Here is a 16,050-nt window from a genome sequence, read left to right on the forward strand (position 1 = left end):
CCTGAATCTGCAGGCAGATGTTTTACGAAAACGGTCCTTAACGTAGCAGGCGCAGCCCCGGCGGCGGCAGAACATGGCGCTTCTTTTATATACCGAAGATTAATACCTCAGGCACTATATCATTTTAAATAAGAATTAGTTTTACGTTGTTTTTAGTTTTATTTCATCGTCATTTAAGTAAATGTGGGTTTTAACATTATTCATATTTATTTTGTTTTTCTTTAATCCATATTTATCTTATATGTATTTTGTTTTTTTATTTTCTTGTAAGGTCATGAAAAAGAATGCTTTTCAATTATAAAGTTTACTTTTATTACGTCTTTTTAATTCATGTCCGAATCCGGACTGAGGATAAAGAATAATTGAACCTTTTAGCAATGACGCCGCATAATCCTTCTTGCTAAACATCTCTATGTTTTTATGCATGGATAATTGATGGATCAACTATATTACGTCCCTGAGGAGGGATGACAAATGCACTCCTGGAAAAAGAAACTTGTAGTCTCACAATTAGCATTGGCTTGCACTCTGGCAATCACTTCTCAGGCGAATGCTACTACATATGATACTTTTGGGTACCATGACGATGCAGCCACTGTTTTTGGCTGGGATAATACCAACGATCATGACTATCTAACTTATGGTGGTTATGTCTACAACACCCCAGCTAGTGATAGCGGCTATTTTGATACAAAATTTACTGGTGACACTGTAAATGGCGTCATTTCAACTTTTTATCTGAATCATGATTACGCCAATGATACTGCGAATACATTGGATGTTACCAACTCAACCATTCATGGTATGATTACTTCTGACCAGATTGGCTACGGTCAATATGTTTGGACTAACGGTAGTGATTATACGACCCATGATTGGGTTGATGATGATACTTTTAATCTAAACATTTCTAATTCTACAATCGATGATGACTTTGAGGCGTTTTACTTCACTGATACCTATCTCGATTCTGATGGAAAAACAGTCAAAACCGATTATGACAAATTGGTTACTGCTGGTTTAGGCACTGCTATAACCCTTGATGTTGAAAGTAATATTAATATTACTAACAATTCTCATGTGGCTGGTATTGCTCTTTACCAAAAAGATCTTGGCAATTCAACATATACAACCGAAGCACATCAGTGGGATAACACTATTAACGTAGCGAATTCAACTGTAACTTCAGGCTCCGTGTCCGAAGATGAAGAACAAGGCCATTTTGGCAATTCAAGTGAACCAAGCGATTATAATGGCAATGGTTGGAATAAAGATGATGTTGCTTTAGCTTTTGTTGACGATCCTTATTCAAATTACCGTATGGTAAACAACGTTACGTTTACCGACTCGCAGTTACTGGGGGATGTCGTCCTTCAGAGCTCCTGGAATTATAATTTCTATTCTGACGGCCGTTTAGTCGATGATTCCACTACCGTCTATACGAATGGTGGTTGGGCAGATGATGATCAAAACGTTGATCACCTGACATTGACCCTGAATAACACTAAATGGGTTGGTGCGGCGTTTAATGATTCACAGTCAATGGATCCAGTGCAATTCTATGATGTTGATGCCAATGGCTTAGATCCAGACTCGACTAATTATGATGCCTGGGGACGTGTTAATAGTGCTGCTTCCTTCCAGAGCGGTATCTTTGACGTCAGCTTGAATAATGGATCTGAGTGGGATACCACAAAAACATCTGTAATAGATACCTTAGCAGTAAATAGCGGCTCTCAGGTTGATGTTGCTAATGGCTCCAGTTTAACCGCTGATACCATTACTCTAAACGGTGGTTCAGCTATGAACATCGGGGAAGGTGGCTACGTTGATACTGATCACCTGACCGTTGATACTTTCAGTACAGTTACTTTGGCTGATGATGTCAGCAGTGCATGGAGTGATGATGCACTGTACGCTAATACTATTACCGTAACTCACGGTGGTATGTTAGATATTCAAACCAACAATACAAACGCAGATAGCGTCATTGATACTGATACGTTAGAACTGACTAGCAGTAACGTTGCGGATAATAATGGCAATGTTTATGCTGGTGTGCTCAACATTCATAGCAATGACTATACCCTAAATGCCGATTTGGTGAACGACCGTACCTGGGATACTACTCAGGCTAACTACGGTTACGGCGTTGTTGCGATGAACTCTGACGGTCACCTGACTATCAATGGTAACGGCGATATCAACAATGGTGACGAGGCTGATGCAAGTAGCACCACTGACAACGTTGTAGCCGCAACTGGTAACTATAAAGTGCGCATCGACAACGCTACTGGTGCCGGTTCTGTTGCGGATTACAAAGGCAACGAGCTGATTTATGTCAATGACATAAACACCGACGCGACCTTCTCTGCAGCAAACAAAGCTGACCTGGGTGCTTACACCTATCAGGCTAAGCAGGAAGGCAACACTGTCGTGCTGGAACAGATGGAACTGACCGACTACGCTAACATGGCGCTGAGCATTCCTTCTGCGAACACCAATATCTGGAACCTGGAACAAGACACCGTTGGTACTCGTCTGACCAACGCTCGTCATGGCCTGGCGGATAACGGCGGCGCATGGGTAAGCTACTTCGGCGGTAACTTCAACGGCGACAACGGCACCATTAACTACGATCAGGATGTTAATGGCATCATGGTCGGTGTTGATACCAAAGTTGATGGTAACAACGCTAAGTGGATCGTTGGTGCGGCAGCAGGTTTCGCGAAAGGCGATCTGAGCGATCGTACCGGTCAGGTGGATCAGGACAGCCAGTCTGCCTACATCTACTCTTCCGCTCGTTTCGCAAACAACATCTTTGTTGACGGTAACTTGAGCTACTCTCACTTCAACAACGATTTGTCTGCTAACATGAGCGACGGTACTTACGTTGACGGCAACACCTCTTCTGACGCCTGGGGCTTCGGCTTGAAACTGGGTTATGATCTGAAGCTGGGTGATGCAGGCTACGTAACGCCTTACGGCAGCGTATCCGGTCTGTTCCAGTCTGGCGACGACTACCAGCTGAGCAACGACATGAAAGTTGACGGTCAGTCTTACGACAGCATGCGTTATGAACTCGGTGTAGATGCAGGTTATACCTTCACTTACAGCGAAGATCAGGCGTTGACCCCGTACTTCAAACTGGCTTACGTTTACGACGACTCCAACAACGATGCTGACGTAAACGGCGACTCTATCGACAACGGCGTAGAAGGTTCTGCGGTACGTGTTGGTCTGGGTACTCAGTTCAGCTTCACGAAGAACTTCAGCGCCTACACCGATGCTAACTACCTCGGTGGCGGTGATGTTGATCAAGACTGGTCTGCAAACGTTGGTGTTAAATATACCTGGTAATCATTTTCTCTCAGGAGAAATAAAGGTAATTTAAACTGAAAAATGCCCGTCAAGGACTTGACGGGCATTATTGCAAGGAATGCATATGTTATCTTTAAGCAAGCCACTACAGGAATTCTACAGACTCGATAAATGCCTTTCTAAGCATGGTACGCGTTTCGAGTTTGTTAATGATAAAGAGATTATCTGTTCACCTGATGAAAGTAATACCCATACCTTTGTTATTTTAGAGGGAGTTGTTTCGTTAGTTCGGGGTGATAAAGTTCTTATTGGTATTGTGCAGGCCCCCTTTATTTTCGGTTTAGCCGATGGTGTGGCGAAAAAAGAGGCACAATATAAATTAATTGCGGAGAGCGGTTGCATTGGTTATCGCCTCTCATCATCACAAACTCTTGCCATCATTGAGCAAAACCAACTGTGGCGTGAAGCTTTTTGTTGGATAGTATGGAAAAGTCAAGTACTGGAACTTCGTGACAAGCAGCTCATTGGTAATAATTCTTACGACCAGATTCGTGCGACATTAATGACAATGATTGAGTGGGATGAAGAGCTTCGCTCACGTATTGGTGTTATGAATTATATTCATCAACGAACGCGCGTATCGCGATCGGTGGTGGCGGAAGTTCTCGCGGCCCTGCGTAAGGGTAATTACATTGAAATGAATAAAGGCAAACTGATCAGTATTAACCGTTTGCCCTCCGAATATTAACAAAAATGTTGCGCCTCGTCTGATATAGCGCGAGGCGCGACGACTCAGGATGCAGGAATAGCAATCGGTTTATTGCCGCTTAGCTCAGTAACCAAATCGTTAATCCCGTCGCTCATATTGGTAAAACGAGTGAGGGGGGAACGGGTTACGACCACAAAAGCGCCAATATTATATTGCGGGATCATCGCCATATAGGTAATAAAACCGCCGCCGCCTCCTGTTTTCTGGATAATGCCAGGACGTCCGTCTTTTGGCGCCATATAGACCCAACCCAGACCGAGCGCGTCGGCTTTACCCGGTACGTCCATCCCAATGATTTTCTTTAACTGTGTGCGCTGATAAATCAACGTTTGCATACGATCGGCCTGTTGGCTACGGTGATAGAAATCTGACGACAGATACTGTTGCATCCAGCGCATCATATCTCCTGGCGTAGAATAGACCCCGCCGCTGCCAATGGCTGCCAGCGTATTATTACAGGGGCTTGCGCCTTTTTCTGCCACCATCAGACGCTTACACTGATCGGGAGAAGGGGTAAACGTGGTGTCTTTCATTCCCAGCGGGCGGGTAATCTTTTCTTCAAACAGTTGCGTATAAGGTTTGCCGGAGGCGGTCGCCAGCGCGTCGGCTAACAGGTCGAACGCCAGATTGGAATAGGCCGCCTGCGAGCCTGGCGCGACTTTTAACGTTGCTGTGGAGAGCCAGTTCCAGCGTTGTTCGCGGGTTGGCCAGACAAATACCGGACGATGCGCCGCGCCGCCGGGCTGTTCTCGCGGAAGCGCGCTGGTGTGGGTCGCTAAGTTGACCAACGTAATCGGCGTGCCTTGATACGTCGGGACATGCGCGCCGGGAGGCGCATATTTGCTGAGAGGATCGTTTAATTTTACCGTTCCCTGATCGAGCAATTTTACCAACATTTCACTGGTCATGAGCTTGGTGAGAGAAGCGATACGAATGACCGAATCAAGCTGTGGACGAACATTATTGCCCGGTCTGGTGTCACCGAAACTACGAAATACGCGTTGATTGCCGTCGATCACCACCAGCGCCATGCCCGTGGCGCCGCTACCATAAAAGATATGCTCGGCATAACGATCAACGATATCAGAGGCAAAAACCGGATCGGCAATCGGCTGAGCCGCCTGGACAGAAGTAAGTGATGCCGCAAACAGCATGGCAGTAAAAAGCAGACTACGTTTCAACGGTGATGTCCATAAGTGAAATAACGGTGGTTATGCGTATTTATACTACCCGGCGGCACATTGCAAAACGTTAAAGAGAAAAAAGTGGGTGAAAAAACGTAACGGCGGGTTTTCGTGATGGAGAATGTTTACTTTTGTGATAGAGCGCTTGTGATAACCTGATAGCGTCAGCGTGCCTGCTGTGTATGAAACTCGTCGAAACAATTCTGTTGAGCAGAAATGCGAACTAAGCGTCACAACGTAGGTCACAATGCCTGGTTTAGCCCTTTCATTTGCGTGGGCATGGCGTGCTATTGCCGCCGTCACAGCAGCCGTAATAAAGATAAGAAGTTAGCAGGAGAGCATGATGTTTAAATCTTTTTTCCCAAAGCCAGGGCCGTTTTTCATGTCGGCGTTTGTTTGGGCGCTGATCGCCGTCATTTTCTGGCAGGCGGGAGGAGGAGATTGGGTGGCGCGACTTGTGGGGGCATCCGATGAAGTGCCTATCAGCGCAGCGCGCTTCTGGTCGCTGGACTATCTGATTTTTTATGCTTATTACCTGATTTGCGTGGGATTATTTGCAACGTTCTGGTTCATCTATAGCCCGCACCGCTGGCAGTACTGGTCGATACTTGGCACCTCGCTCATTATTTTTGTCACCTGGTTTTTGGTGGAGGTTGGCGTTGCGGTTAACGCCTGGTACGCACCATTCTATGATTTGATTCAAACGGCGCTCAGCTCGCCGCACAAGGTCACTCTTGGTCAATTTTATCATGAAGTGGGGGTGTTTCTCGGTATTGCGCTTATCGCCGTGGTGATCGGTGTGCTGAACAACTTCTTTGTCAGCCACTATGTATTTCGCTGGCGTACCGCAATGAATGAGCACTATATGGCGCACTGGCAGTACCTGCGCCATATCGAAGGGGCCGCCCAGCGTGTGCAGGAAGACACCATGCGTTTTGCCTCTACACTGGAGAATATGGGCGTGAGTTTTATCAATGCCATCATGACGCTCATCGCCTTTCTGCCGGTGTTGGTCACCCTGTCAGCGCATGTGCCGGATTTACCCATCGTAGGACATATCCCTTACGGCCTGGTCATTGCCGCTATAGTCTGGTCATTAATGGGGACGGGCCTGCTGGCGGTCGTCGGGATCAAATTGCCGGGGCTGGAATTTAAAAATCAGCGAGTGGAAGCCGCTTATCGTAAGGAGCTGGTCTACGGTGAAGATGACGCCAGCCGCGCCACGCCGCCCACCGTCCGTGAACTGTTTAGCGCGGTGCGCCATAACTACTTCCGTCTCTACTTTCACTATATGTATTTCAACATCGCGCGCATTCTCTATTTGCAGGTCGATAACGTTTTCGGTTTGTTCCTGCTGTTTCCTTCCATTGTTGCCGGTACGATTACGCTGGGGCTGATGACGCAAATCACCAACGTGTTTGGCCAGGTGCGCGGTTCGTTCCAGTATTTGATTAACTCCTGGACGACTCTGGTGGAGCTGATGTCTATTTATAAACGTTTGCGTAGCTTTGAACGTCAGTTGGATGGTCAGCCAGTTCAGGAAGTGACCCACTCTTTTAGCTAACAGAAGGAAACGTTATGTCGGCGGCGTCCCGTCTTTATCCTCTGCCTTTTCTGGCGGTCGCCATATTGGCTGGCTGTAGTAGTCAATCCGGGCAGCCGGTGAGCAAGGGCGAGAAGCCTGTCGACGTGGCAAGCGTAGTACGTCAGAAAATGCCGGCCAGTGTCAAAGACAGAGAGGCCTGGGCGAAAGATATCGCGACAACGTTTAAGAGCCAGGGGCTGGCGCCGACGGTAGAAAATATCTGTTCGGTGCTGGCTGTCGCCCAGCAGGAGTCCGGTTATCAGGCGGATCCTGTCGTGCCGGGGCTAAGTAAAATCGCCTGGCAGGAGATTGATCGCCGTGCTGAACGACTACACATTCCGCTGTTTCTGGTGCACACCGCGCTGAAAATTAACTCCCCCAACGGCAAAAGCTATAGCGAACGCCTGGACACGGTAAAAACCGAAAAACAGCTTAGCGCTATTTTTGACGACTTTATCAATATGGTCCCTATGGGGCAGACGCTATTTGGCTCATATAACCCGGTGCATACGGGCGGCCCGATGCAGGTCAGCATTGCCTTTGCCGAACAGCACGCGAAAGGCTATCCGTGGAAGATGACGGGTACGGTACGTCAGGAGGTCTTTACGCGCCGTGGCGGGTTGTGGTTTGGAACCTACCATTTGCTGAATTACCCGGCGAACTACAGCGCGCCTGTTTTCCGCTTCGCCGACTTCAACGCGGGATGGTACGCCAGCCGTAACGCTGCGTTCCAGAATGCCGTCAGTAAAGCCAGTGGGGTAAAACTGGCGCTGGATGGCGATCTGATTCGTTATAACAGCAAGGAACCGGGCAAAACAGAGTTAGCGGTGCGCAAACTGGCAGGGCAGTTGGGAATGAGTGAGCGTGAAATTCGCAGCCAACTGGAGAAAGGCGATAGCCTGGCGTTTGAAAAAACGGCGCTCTACAAGAAAGTCTATAAACTGGCCGAGGCCAAAACGGGCAAGACGCTTGCGCGGGAAATGTTGCCCGGTATTCAACTGGAAAGCCCGAAGATCACGCGCAAGCTGACGACCGCCTGGTTTGCTAAACGAGTTGATGAGCGGCGGGCGCGGTGTATGGGGCGATAAATTTCGCGCTGGGATATTTTCTCCAGCGCGCTAAGGTTTATTGGTGACGGTGACGCCAGCGTAAAAACGCGGCGATAACGGCGAAAATGAGGCAGCCCGTGAGGAAGGGCACCAGGCCAAAAATCGTCCCGACGCCCAGCCCAATCTCTACCCGCGGTCGACCTGTATCCTGTACCTGCATCAGATGCTCATAGATGCCCGGCGCATGAACCAGCAGGTTTAAGAGTTGCGCTCCGGCCCAGAAGCAAAACAGTACAAATATGGCGTAAGCAATATTTCCGGGCGTAGAGGAGGTTTCTCGATGCTTCCCGCTGAACAGCGATTTTGAGAGAGTGAAATCAGCCATAAAGACCTCCAGGATGATCGGCTACGATCTGGCGTTATGCCATCGGCTTACTGTGAAGTCTGACAGGTCATTGTGTTTGTCAATATCAGAATCATGGTAATTTCACATACGGAATGTATCCATCGCGTAAATTTTTGTTAGTTGTCACAAAACGATCACTTTTATCAAAATCAATTAACATTTAAGAAATTCCGTATCCCCCACAGACTCGCCCGCCAGAAGTATGCAAAAATACGTTTTTGTTGCTGTTAATACGTCGGAGTCGTTATGCGTTTGCCTGTAAAAATTCGTCGTGACTGGCACTACTATGCCTTCTCTATTGGCCTTATCTTTATTTTGAATGGCGTCGTAGGATTGCTGGGATTTGAGGCGAAAGGATGGCAAACCTATGGTGTTGGGCTGGTAACGTGGATTATTAGCTTCTGGCTGGCGGGGTTCATCATTCGCCGGCGCGAAGATGACGAGGTAAAAGACGCCCGATAAACGTTGCGCTATCGGGCGTGCGCTATTACATCGTGGTTTTTAAGGCGTTATTCGCCGTATGGCGTTCCAGCGCCAGCTCAATCAGACGGCTGATCAAATCGGTATAGCCCAATCCGCTCGCCTGCCAGAGTTTTGGATACATACTGATATTGGTAAAACCTGGCAGCGTATTGATCTCGTTAATCACGACCTCATTGTCTGCCGTTAAAAAGACATCGACACGCGCCATACCCGCGCACCCCAGCGTCTGATAAGCCTGGATCGCGATCGCGCGAATCTTGTCATTCACCTCGGAAGGGATCTGTGCAGGCACGACAACTTGTGCGCCGTTATCATCAATATACTTAGTATCGTAGGCGTAAAATTCGCTATTCAGTACGATTTCGCCGCAGGTACTGGCCTGTGGGTTATCGTTACCTAATACGGCGCATTCGATCTCGCGCCCTTTGATCCCTTGTTCCACCACCACTTTATGATCGAATTCGAAAGCCAGCGCGACCGCCTGCTGATATTGCGCTTCGTTAGCGACTTTACTGACGCCGACCGAAGAGCCCTGATTGGCGGGCTTAACGAACAGCGGCAGTCCCAGACGGGATTTAACCTCGGCAAAACTAAACGCGTGACGATTCGTTCGGGTGAGTGTAATAAACGGGGCGATATTCAGTCCTGCATCGCGTAGCAGTCGTTTGGCGACGTCTTTATCCATGCAGGCTGCGGAGCTCAGCACGTCTGAACCGACAAACGGTAAGTTTGCGACGCGCAGCATCCCCTGCAATGAGCCGTCTTCGCCCAGCGTACCGTGGACGATAGGAAAAATAACATCTACCGTCGGTAGCGGCTGCCCGTTCTGGGCGTTAATCAATTGGTGTTGATGTTTGCCAGGCACCTGGGCCAGACTGATTGCCGAAGGACGTAGCGCGATATGTGCCGGATCGTCTGCATTCTGCAAATAATTTTCCGCATCGTTAACATGCCATTGTCCCGCCTTATCTATCCCTAACAGCACCACGTCGAAGCGGGTTTTATCGATCGCATCAACGATATTTTTCGCTGATTGCAAAGACACTTCATGTTCCGCCGACTTACCGCCAAATACTATTCCTACCCGCAATTTCGCCATCTTAAAAACCCATTCCATCGAATGCAAAGCGTATACATTACCACGACAAAACGCGGGTTTCGCGGGGTTCTGCCATAATGTTTATGGGATGTGAGAACGGAGGCCGCGTGAGAGGTAAGGGTTTTCTGATTATTGTGCTGTTGGGCGGCATTGGCGGGCTGGGATATCGTTATCTTCCCTCTTATTATAATCCTTTTGCTCCGCTACAACTTGCCGATCCGCCAGGCTGGATCACTACCTTCAAACTACAGCGCCTGACGCCGTCGCAGTGCCGGGAGCTGTTGACGGCGGCCAATCAACAGGGATTAATTTCATCACAACCTGTTGCGGATAGCGCTGGTGAATGTCCCTTGTCCCATGTTGTGCGCGTCAGAGATTTTGGCCAGGTCAAACTGAGCAGCAGTTTTTTAGCCTCCTGCCCGTTGGCGCTGCGCTCCGCGCTGTTTGTCGAACAGCAGGCAAAACCTTTAACAGAAACGTGGATGAAGCACCGCCTGACCCGCATCGAACATCTGGGCAGCTATGTCTGCCGTAATATTTATCACCGCCCGGATGCGCGTCGCAGTGAACATGCCAGCGCAGAAGCGCTGGATGTCAGCGGGTTTCAGCTATCAGATGGCCGAAAAATCACTGTTCTGCGCGGCTGGGGGCGTCAGGAGACGGGGCCCTGGTTACGCGCTATGTTAAACGCCAGTTGCCATTATTATGGCAATGGGCTCGGGCCTGACTATAACGCTGCTCATGCTAACCATTTTCATCTTGGAATGCGGGGCTACGGCGTGTGTCGTTAAAGCATAAACGTCTGCCTTGCGCGGCTATATAATGTGACATGTTTCACAAAAATGATGAACGGGGAGACAAAATAGCAAAGTGTGACGTATCGCACCTCTGGAACCACCAGGAAAAAGAGAACTTGCTAAGCTAACGCGTATTTTCAGCTACTTACCGTTACGAGTCTTATGGAATCCTGGAAAGTTAATCTAATTTCCGTTTGGTTTGGATGTTTTTTTACCGGGCTGGCAATCAGCCAAATCCTGCCATTCTTACCCCTTTATATTTCCCAGCTTGGCGTCTCTTCCCATGAAGCGTTATCAATGTGGTCCGGGTTAACGTTTAGCATCACGTTTCTTATTTCCGCCATTGTGTCGCCGATGTGGGGCAGTCTCGCCGATCGTAAAGGGCGTAAACTGATGCTATTGCGCGCGTCGCTCGGGATGGCGATAGCTATTCTACTGCAGGCATTCGCGACCCATGTCTGGCAACTTTTCCTGCTGCGCGGAATCATGGGGTTAACGTCAGGCTATATCCCCAATGCCATGGCGCTGGTAGCCTCTCAGGTACCACGCGAACGTAGCGGCTGGGCGCTCAGTACGCTTTCTACCGCGCAGATCAGCGGCGTTATCGGCGGGCCGTTAATGGGCGGCTTTGTCGCGGATCATATCGGGCTGCGGGCGGTATTTCTGATTACCGCCATGCTGTTGGTGGTGAGCTTTCTGGTCACGCTATTTTTAATTAAAGAAGGCGTGCGTCCGGTCATCAGGAAAAGCGAACGCCTGAGTGGTAAAGCCGTTTTTGCGTCGTTACCTTATCCTGCGCTGGTGATCAGTTTGTTTTTTACCACGATGGTCATTCAACTCTGTAATGGTTCCATCAGTCCAATCCTGGCGCTGTTTATCAAATCAATGATGCCGGACAGTAATAACATCGCCTTTCTTAGCGGGTTAATCGCCTCGGTGCCCGGTATCTCCGCGCTTATCTCCGCGCCTCGCCTGGGAAAACTTGGCGACAGAATCGGCACGGAAAGAATTCTGATGGCCACGCTTATCTGCGCAGTGCTGCTTTTCTTCGCGATGTCCTGGGTCACCACGCCGTTCCAGTTGGGGCTGTTGCGTTTCTTGTTAGGCTTTGCCGATGGCGCGATGTTACCCGCCGTACAAACGTTATTGGTGAAATACTCCAGTGACCAAATTACCGGACGTATTTTTGGCTACAACCAGTCATTTATGTACCTGGGCAACGTGGTTGGGCCGTTGATGGGCGCGACGGTATCGGCGATGGCCGGTTTCCGCTGGGTTTTTATCGCTACGGCGGCGATCGTGTTGATCAATATTGGGCAACTGACCCTGGCGTTACGTCGTCGGCGTAACGCGCAAAAAGCGAAAGGCCAATAGCGGTGCATCGTAACGGCGCTTCTGCCGTTACGATATGGTTTAAATTAAAAGATATATTCTTTATCCGTGAAGTTTTTCTATAGATGGCATAACCTTAAATTATGATATAGCGTGATTATTGTTTTTTGATGGTTTATTATCGTCTCGTTTTCGGTCTGAGAAACGTTTCGCTGCGGCGACAGTGATAATTATTTGTGTAAAGTTCTTCCTGTATCATAAAAATAGTACTTTCAGCCTCTAGGCAGTGGTTCTTCATAGTGATAACGTCACCCTGGAACTAATAAGGAAATATGGTCATGAAAAATCTCATAGCAGAGTTGTTGCTTAAGCTAGCCCAAAAAGAAGAAGAGTCGAAAGAACTGGTTGCTCAGGTAGAAGCGTTAGAGATTATCGTCACAGCAATGTTACGTAACATGGCGCAAAACGAGCAGGAGATGTTGATACGTCAGGTAGAGGGGGCACTTGAAGGCGTAAAGCCGGATGCCAGCGTTCCTGATCACGATACGGAATTGCTGCGCCAATATGTAAAAAAGTTGCTGAGACACCCCCGGCACTAATCGTATTTTAAAACAACACAGTTGTTATAACGTTACTTTTATGAAATAACATAGCCGCTTCGTTTTTATTTTCTTCTGGGTAATACAGAGCAAAATAAAAACGAAGCGGCTATGGTAATAACAGTGTAACGTTATGCGCTGTTCTTCTGCATCCTGCCAGTGTGACTGTGGATAATCGAATTGCACATTAGCCTACGGTTTGTCAATCAATAAAACATCTATTGCTAACGGTAAGTAATACTTTTACAGCCGGGTGGTATTTTTGCCAGTAACAGCCAGACTTATATAAAGTCCCTGGGATATTTCCCAAAGGGACAACGTGTAATGTGTACACTGACAAAAGGATGGTGCTATGAAAATAACATTACTGGTGACTTTACTTTTTGGCCTGGTCTTTTTAACCGCCGTCGGCGCAACCGAGAAACCGTTAACGCCGCAACAGCAGCGCATGACGACCTGTAATCAGCAGGCGACAGCGCAAGCGTTGAAAGGCGATGCGCGTAAAACCTACCTTAGCGACTGCCTGAAAAACAGTCAGTCAGCCCCTGGCGAGAAAAGCCTGACGCCGCAACAGCAGAAAATGCGTGAATGCAATGTTCAGGCGACGGAACAATCACTGAAAGGCGATGACCGTAGCAAGTTTATGAGCGCCTGCCTGAAAAAAGCGGCGTAGTGCTATCGGGTGAGCCCTGAAAAACACTCACCCGAAATTTCATACTCCCTCCATGCGCTCTGTTTCTATAATTTGGGAAAATTGTTTCTAAATGTTCCCAAAAATAATGAATGATGAAAATTTTTACCGAAAAGCGGTTGAACAGGCGGTAGCGCCGCCTGACCCTTCTGATGATCGTCAGCGCTCCGGATTGCGCTTCGCCCGGCGCATCAGGCTACCGCGCGCGGTGGGGTTAGGGGGGATGTTTTTACCGGTGGCCGCCGTGTTAGTGACGCAACCTGTCTTTGGCGGCTGGTGGCTATTGCTGGTCGGCTGGTCTTTTGTCTGGCCGCATCTGGCATGGCAGTGGGCGGCGAAAGCCCTTGATCCGCTACGCCAGGAAATTTACAACCTGAAAGTGGATGCGATCCTCTCCGGCATGTGGATCGCGCTGATGGGCGTCAATATGTTGCCTGCCGCCGCGCTGTTTATGATGATGAGCATGAATCTGATGGGCGCTGGCGGGCGGCGGCTATTCACTGTCGGAATGGGCCTTTTGCTGGCGTCATGTCTGGTGACGTTGCAGCTTACCGGGCTACCCGTCGCGATGCGAAGCTCGTCGCTGGAAGTCACGCTCTCTTTGCCCGTCATTATGTTGTATCCGCTTCTGTTCGCCTGGGTAAGTTACCAAACGGCCATTAAATTAGCGGAACATAAGCGACGCTTGCAGGCGATGAGCTCGCGGGATGGCATGACCGGCGTCTATAACCGACGCCACTGGGAAATTTTATTACGTAATGAATTCGATCACAGCCGACGCCACCATCGGGAGGCGACATTGTTGATTATCGATATCGATCATTTTAAGAGCATTAACGACACCTGGGGACATGATGTTGGGGATGAGGCTATTATCGCCCTGACGCGTCAATTACAGATAACGCTACGCGGGAGTGATATTATCGGGCGCTTTGGCGGCGACGAATTTGCGGTGATTATGTGCGGAACGCCGGCAGACAGCGCGATTACCGCCATGTCGCGAGTGCATGAACGGCTAAATACCTTACGCTTGCCGGGCGCGCCGCAGGTCATGTTACGTATCAGCGTGGGCGTGGCGCCGTTAACGCCACAAATCGGTCATTATCGGGAATGGTTAAAGTCTGCGGATATGGCGCTTTACAAAGCAAAGAATGCCGGACGTAACCGCACCGAAGTGGCGGCATGACGTCCAGCCGGGCTTCAGGATTTACTGAGCGCCTCTGATTTTTCCATACACTTCGTCATCGCTTCTATTACCGCAGCGCGGAAGCCACGTTCTTCCAGAACGCGTACGGCTTCAATCGTCGTTCCGCCAGGCGAGCACACCATATCTTTCAGTTCGCCGGGATGCTTTCCGGTTTCGAGTACCATTTTCGCCGATCCCATAACGGCCTGCGCGGCGAATTTATAAGCCTGAGCGCGAGGCATACCGCCCAGAACGGCAGCGTCCGCCATCGCCTCGATAAACATAAAGACATAGGCCGGCGAAGATCCGCTCACGCCAACCACCGGATGGATCATCGGCTCAGCAATTACTTCCGCCTCGCCAAAGCAGCGGAAAATATTCAGCACATCAGCCGTATCTTCCGGTGTGACCAGCGCGTTGGGCGTGACGGAGGTCATTCCTGCGTTGACCAGCGACGGCGTATTCGGCATAGCGCGAATGATTTTACGGTCGTGTCCCAGCGCGCGCGCAAGCTGATCAAGCGTTACGCCTGCGGCAATAGAGACCACCAGCGAGTCTTTGTTCAGGCTGGAGGAGATTTCACTGAGCACTTTCACCATAATGCCCGGTTTTACCGCGCCGAAAACGATATCCGCGACCTGAGCGACCTCCTGCGCGCTTTGCGCCGCATTAATGCCGTACTGGTCATGCAGGGCGGCAACTTTATCGGGGGAGGGGGTGTAGACCCAGATCTGGCCGGGAAGTACCTGACCGCTGGCAATCAGTCCGCCAAGAATGGCTTTGCCCATATTACCGCAGCCAATAAAACCGATTTTCTTCTCCATCTCGTCACTCCCTATGTTTGTGTGTTATGGGGAATGGTTAGCTTAACGCGGATTGAAAACGGGCAGAAGGAGAAACAGCACTTTGATGAAAGGCAAAAGCGCGAGACAATAAAAGATTGTATACCGTACGGGAGACATTATGACCATCTGGGTGGATGCGGATGCGTGTCCGAATGTCATTAAAGAAATTTTGTACCGCGCCGCCGAGCGGATGCAGTTGCCGCTTATTCTGGTTGCCAATCAGGCCTTGCGCGTGCCGCCTTCGCGTTTTATCCGCACGCTCCGCGTGGCCGCCGGGTTTGACGTGGCGGACAATGAAATCGTGCGTCAATGCGAAGCGGGCGATCTGGTGATTACCGCGGATATTCCGCTGGCGGCTGAAGTGCTGGAAAAAGGCGCTGCGGCTCTTAATCCCCGGGGAGAACGCTATAGCGACGCCACGATTCGCGAACGTCTGACGATGCGTGACTTTATGGACACGCTACGCGCCAGCGGCGTACAAACGGGGGGACCAAACAGTCTCTCGCCGCGCGATCGTCAGCATTTTGCCGCCGAGCTGGATAAGTGGTGGCTGGAAAGCCAGCGTAAAAAATAAATCGTGTAATGAAAAATTTACAGTTTATTCATTTCTGATTCTTGCTATAGTACTAATATTGTGACTTTAGTACCTTTGTGTAAATTATTATTTACATTTATGCGTTGTACTAGTTAGATGATATGATTAT

At 49.3% G+C, this 16,050-nt stretch carries 15 protein-coding genes; 11 read left to right on the plus strand and 4 right to left on the minus strand.

Translation table 11 applies throughout. The annotated features are described in order from the left end of the window. Window positions 1–474: 474 nt before the first annotated feature. Window positions 475–3,360: an autotransporter outer membrane beta-barrel domain-containing protein gene (locus ACLJQJ_RS00565; RefSeq protein ID WP_063809059.1), complete on the plus strand. Its 2,886-nt coding sequence runs from the start codon at window positions 475–477 to the stop codon at window positions 3,358–3,360. A gap of 85 nt (window positions 3,361–3,445) precedes the next feature. Next, window positions 3,446–4,069, plus strand: coding sequence for a hydrogen peroxide resistance inhibitor IprA (gene iprA, locus ACLJQJ_RS00570; protein WP_000950242.1), 624 nt, complete (start codon window positions 3,446–3,448; stop codon window positions 4,067–4,069). 44 nt (window positions 4,070–4,113) lie between these two features. Here the strand turns inward: iprA and ampH are convergent, their stop codons facing one another. Further along, window positions 4,114–5,271, minus strand: a complete 1,158-nt coding sequence (ampH, locus tag ACLJQJ_RS00575; protein ID WP_000830777.1) for a D-alanyl-D-alanine-carboxypeptidase/endopeptidase AmpH — start codon at window positions 5,269–5,271, stop codon at window positions 4,114–4,116. 346 nt (window positions 5,272–5,617) lie between these two features. Between ampH and sbmA the strand changes: the two genes are divergently transcribed. Further along, on the plus strand, window positions 5,618–6,838 hold the full coding sequence (sbmA, locus tag ACLJQJ_RS00580) for a peptide antibiotic transporter SbmA (RefSeq protein WP_000477023.1): 1,221 nt from the start codon (window positions 5,618–5,620) through the stop codon (window positions 6,836–6,838). Window positions 6,839–6,852: 14 nt separating this feature from the next. After that, the gene (gene yaiW, locus ACLJQJ_RS00585; protein WP_001271421.1) at window positions 6,853–7,947 is read left to right on the plus strand and encodes a surface-exposed outer membrane lipoprotein YaiW; all 1,095 of its coding nucleotides are present in this window, start codon (window positions 6,853–6,855) and stop codon (window positions 7,945–7,947) included. Window positions 7,948–7,984: 37 nt separating this feature from the next. Here yaiW and ACLJQJ_RS00590 read toward each other — a convergent pair whose 3' ends face one another. Then, window positions 7,985–8,293: a YaiY family protein gene (locus ACLJQJ_RS00590; RefSeq protein WP_000763139.1), complete on the minus strand. Its 309-nt coding sequence runs from the start codon at window positions 8,291–8,293 to the stop codon at window positions 7,985–7,987. A 267-nt stretch (window positions 8,294–8,560) separates the two neighbouring features. Here ACLJQJ_RS00590 and ACLJQJ_RS00595 point away from each other — a divergent pair, with 267 nt between their 5' ends. Further along, a complete protein-coding gene (locus ACLJQJ_RS00595) occupies window positions 8,561–8,776 on the plus strand; it encodes a DUF2754 family protein (RefSeq protein ID WP_001239240.1) in 216 nt (71 codons plus the stop codon). Between the two features lie 25 nt (window positions 8,777–8,801). Here the strand turns inward: ACLJQJ_RS00595 and ddlA are convergent, their stop codons facing one another. Continuing rightward, a complete protein-coding gene (gene ddlA / locus ACLJQJ_RS00600; RefSeq protein WP_063809061.1) occupies window positions 8,802–9,896 on the minus strand; it encodes a D-alanine--D-alanine ligase in 1,095 nt (364 codons plus the stop codon). 77 nt (window positions 9,897–9,973) lie between these two features. On the opposite strand from ddlA, the gene ACLJQJ_RS00605 reads away from it, so the two are divergent. From ACLJQJ_RS00605 to adrA, 5 genes are all read left to right on the plus strand, one after another. Then, complete coding sequence (locus ACLJQJ_RS00605; RefSeq protein ID WP_063809062.1) at window positions 9,974–10,687, plus strand: extensin family protein; 714 nt, start codon at window positions 9,974–9,976, stop codon at window positions 10,685–10,687. 168 nt (window positions 10,688–10,855) lie between these two features. After that, complete coding sequence (locus ACLJQJ_RS00610; protein ID WP_000446772.1) at window positions 10,856–12,067, plus strand: multidrug efflux MFS transporter; 1,212 nt, start codon at window positions 10,856–10,858, stop codon at window positions 12,065–12,067. Window positions 12,068–12,363: 296 nt separating this feature from the next. Continuing rightward, a complete protein-coding gene (gene iraP / locus ACLJQJ_RS00615) occupies window positions 12,364–12,624 on the plus strand; it encodes an anti-adapter protein IraP (RefSeq protein ID WP_001518423.1) in 261 nt (86 codons plus the stop codon). Window positions 12,625–12,976: 352 nt separating this feature from the next. After that, complete coding sequence (gene psiF / locus ACLJQJ_RS00620) at window positions 12,977–13,297, plus strand: phosphate starvation-inducible protein PsiF (RefSeq protein ID WP_000705165.1); 321 nt, start codon at window positions 12,977–12,979, stop codon at window positions 13,295–13,297. A 91-nt stretch (window positions 13,298–13,388) separates the two neighbouring features. Further along, window positions 13,389–14,501, plus strand: coding sequence for a diguanylate cyclase AdrA (gene adrA / locus ACLJQJ_RS00625; RefSeq protein WP_063808892.1), 1,113 nt, complete (start codon window positions 13,389–13,391; stop codon window positions 14,499–14,501). 14 nt (window positions 14,502–14,515) lie between these two features. On the opposite strand, the gene proC is transcribed toward adrA, so the two are convergent. Next, the gene (proC, locus tag ACLJQJ_RS00630) at window positions 14,516–15,325 is read right to left on the minus strand and encodes a pyrroline-5-carboxylate reductase (RefSeq protein ID WP_000412193.1); all 810 of its coding nucleotides are present in this window, start codon (window positions 15,323–15,325) and stop codon (window positions 14,516–14,518) included. Between the two features lie 139 nt (window positions 15,326–15,464). On the opposite strand from proC, the gene ACLJQJ_RS00635 reads away from it, so the two are divergent. Continuing rightward, window positions 15,465–15,920: a YaiI/YqxD family protein gene (locus tag ACLJQJ_RS00635; protein ID WP_000158134.1), complete on the plus strand. Its 456-nt coding sequence runs from the start codon at window positions 15,465–15,467 to the stop codon at window positions 15,918–15,920. Window positions 15,921–16,050 lie beyond the last annotated feature (130 nt).

Origin of the sequence: Salmonella sp. SAL04202 (assembly GCF_046550775.1) — a bacterium.
In the GTDB taxonomy this organism is placed as follows: domain Bacteria; phylum Pseudomonadota; class Gammaproteobacteria; order Enterobacterales; family Enterobacteriaceae; genus Salmonella; species Salmonella enterica.

Bases quoted from the DNA above. Each gene is read 5' to 3' on its own strand.
- ACLJQJ_RS00565 (WP_063809059.1), top strand. From the start codon at position 475: ATGCACTCCTGGAAAAAGAAACTTGTAGTCTCACAATTAGCATTGGCT.
- iprA (WP_000950242.1), top strand. From the start codon at position 3,446: ATGTTATCTTTAAGCAAGCCACTACAGGAATTCTACAGACTCGATAAA.
- sbmA (WP_000477023.1), top strand. From the start codon at position 5,618: ATGTTTAAATCTTTTTTCCCAAAGCCAGGGCCGTTTTTCATGTCGGCG.
- yaiW (WP_001271421.1), top strand. From the start codon at position 6,853: ATGTCGGCGGCGTCCCGTCTTTATCCTCTGCCTTTTCTGGCGGTCGCC.
- ACLJQJ_RS00590 (WP_000763139.1), bottom strand. From the start codon at position 8,293: ATGGCTGATTTCACTCTCTCAAAATCGCTGTTCAGCGGGAAGCATCGA.
- ACLJQJ_RS00595 (WP_001239240.1), top strand. From the start codon at position 8,561: ATGCGTTTGCCTGTAAAAATTCGTCGTGACTGGCACTACTATGCCTTC.
- ddlA (WP_063809061.1), bottom strand. From the start codon at position 9,896: ATGGCGAAATTGCGGGTAGGAATAGTATTTGGCGGTAAGTCGGCGGAA.
- ACLJQJ_RS00605 (WP_063809062.1), top strand. From the start codon at position 9,974: ATGTTTATGGGATGTGAGAACGGAGGCCGCGTGAGAGGTAAGGGTTTT.
- ACLJQJ_RS00610 (WP_000446772.1), top strand. From the start codon at position 10,856: ATGGAATCCTGGAAAGTTAATCTAATTTCCGTTTGGTTTGGATGTTTT.
- iraP (WP_001518423.1), top strand. From the start codon at position 12,364: ATGAAAAATCTCATAGCAGAGTTGTTGCTTAAGCTAGCCCAAAAAGAA.
- psiF (WP_000705165.1), top strand. From the start codon at position 12,977: ATGAAAATAACATTACTGGTGACTTTACTTTTTGGCCTGGTCTTTTTA.
- adrA (WP_063808892.1), top strand. From the start codon at position 13,389: ATGTTCCCAAAAATAATGAATGATGAAAATTTTTACCGAAAAGCGGTT.
- proC (WP_000412193.1), bottom strand. From the start codon at position 15,325: ATGGAGAAGAAAATCGGTTTTATTGGCTGCGGTAATATGGGCAAAGCC.
- ACLJQJ_RS00635 (WP_000158134.1), top strand. From the start codon at position 15,465: ATGACCATCTGGGTGGATGCGGATGCGTGTCCGAATGTCATTAAAGAA.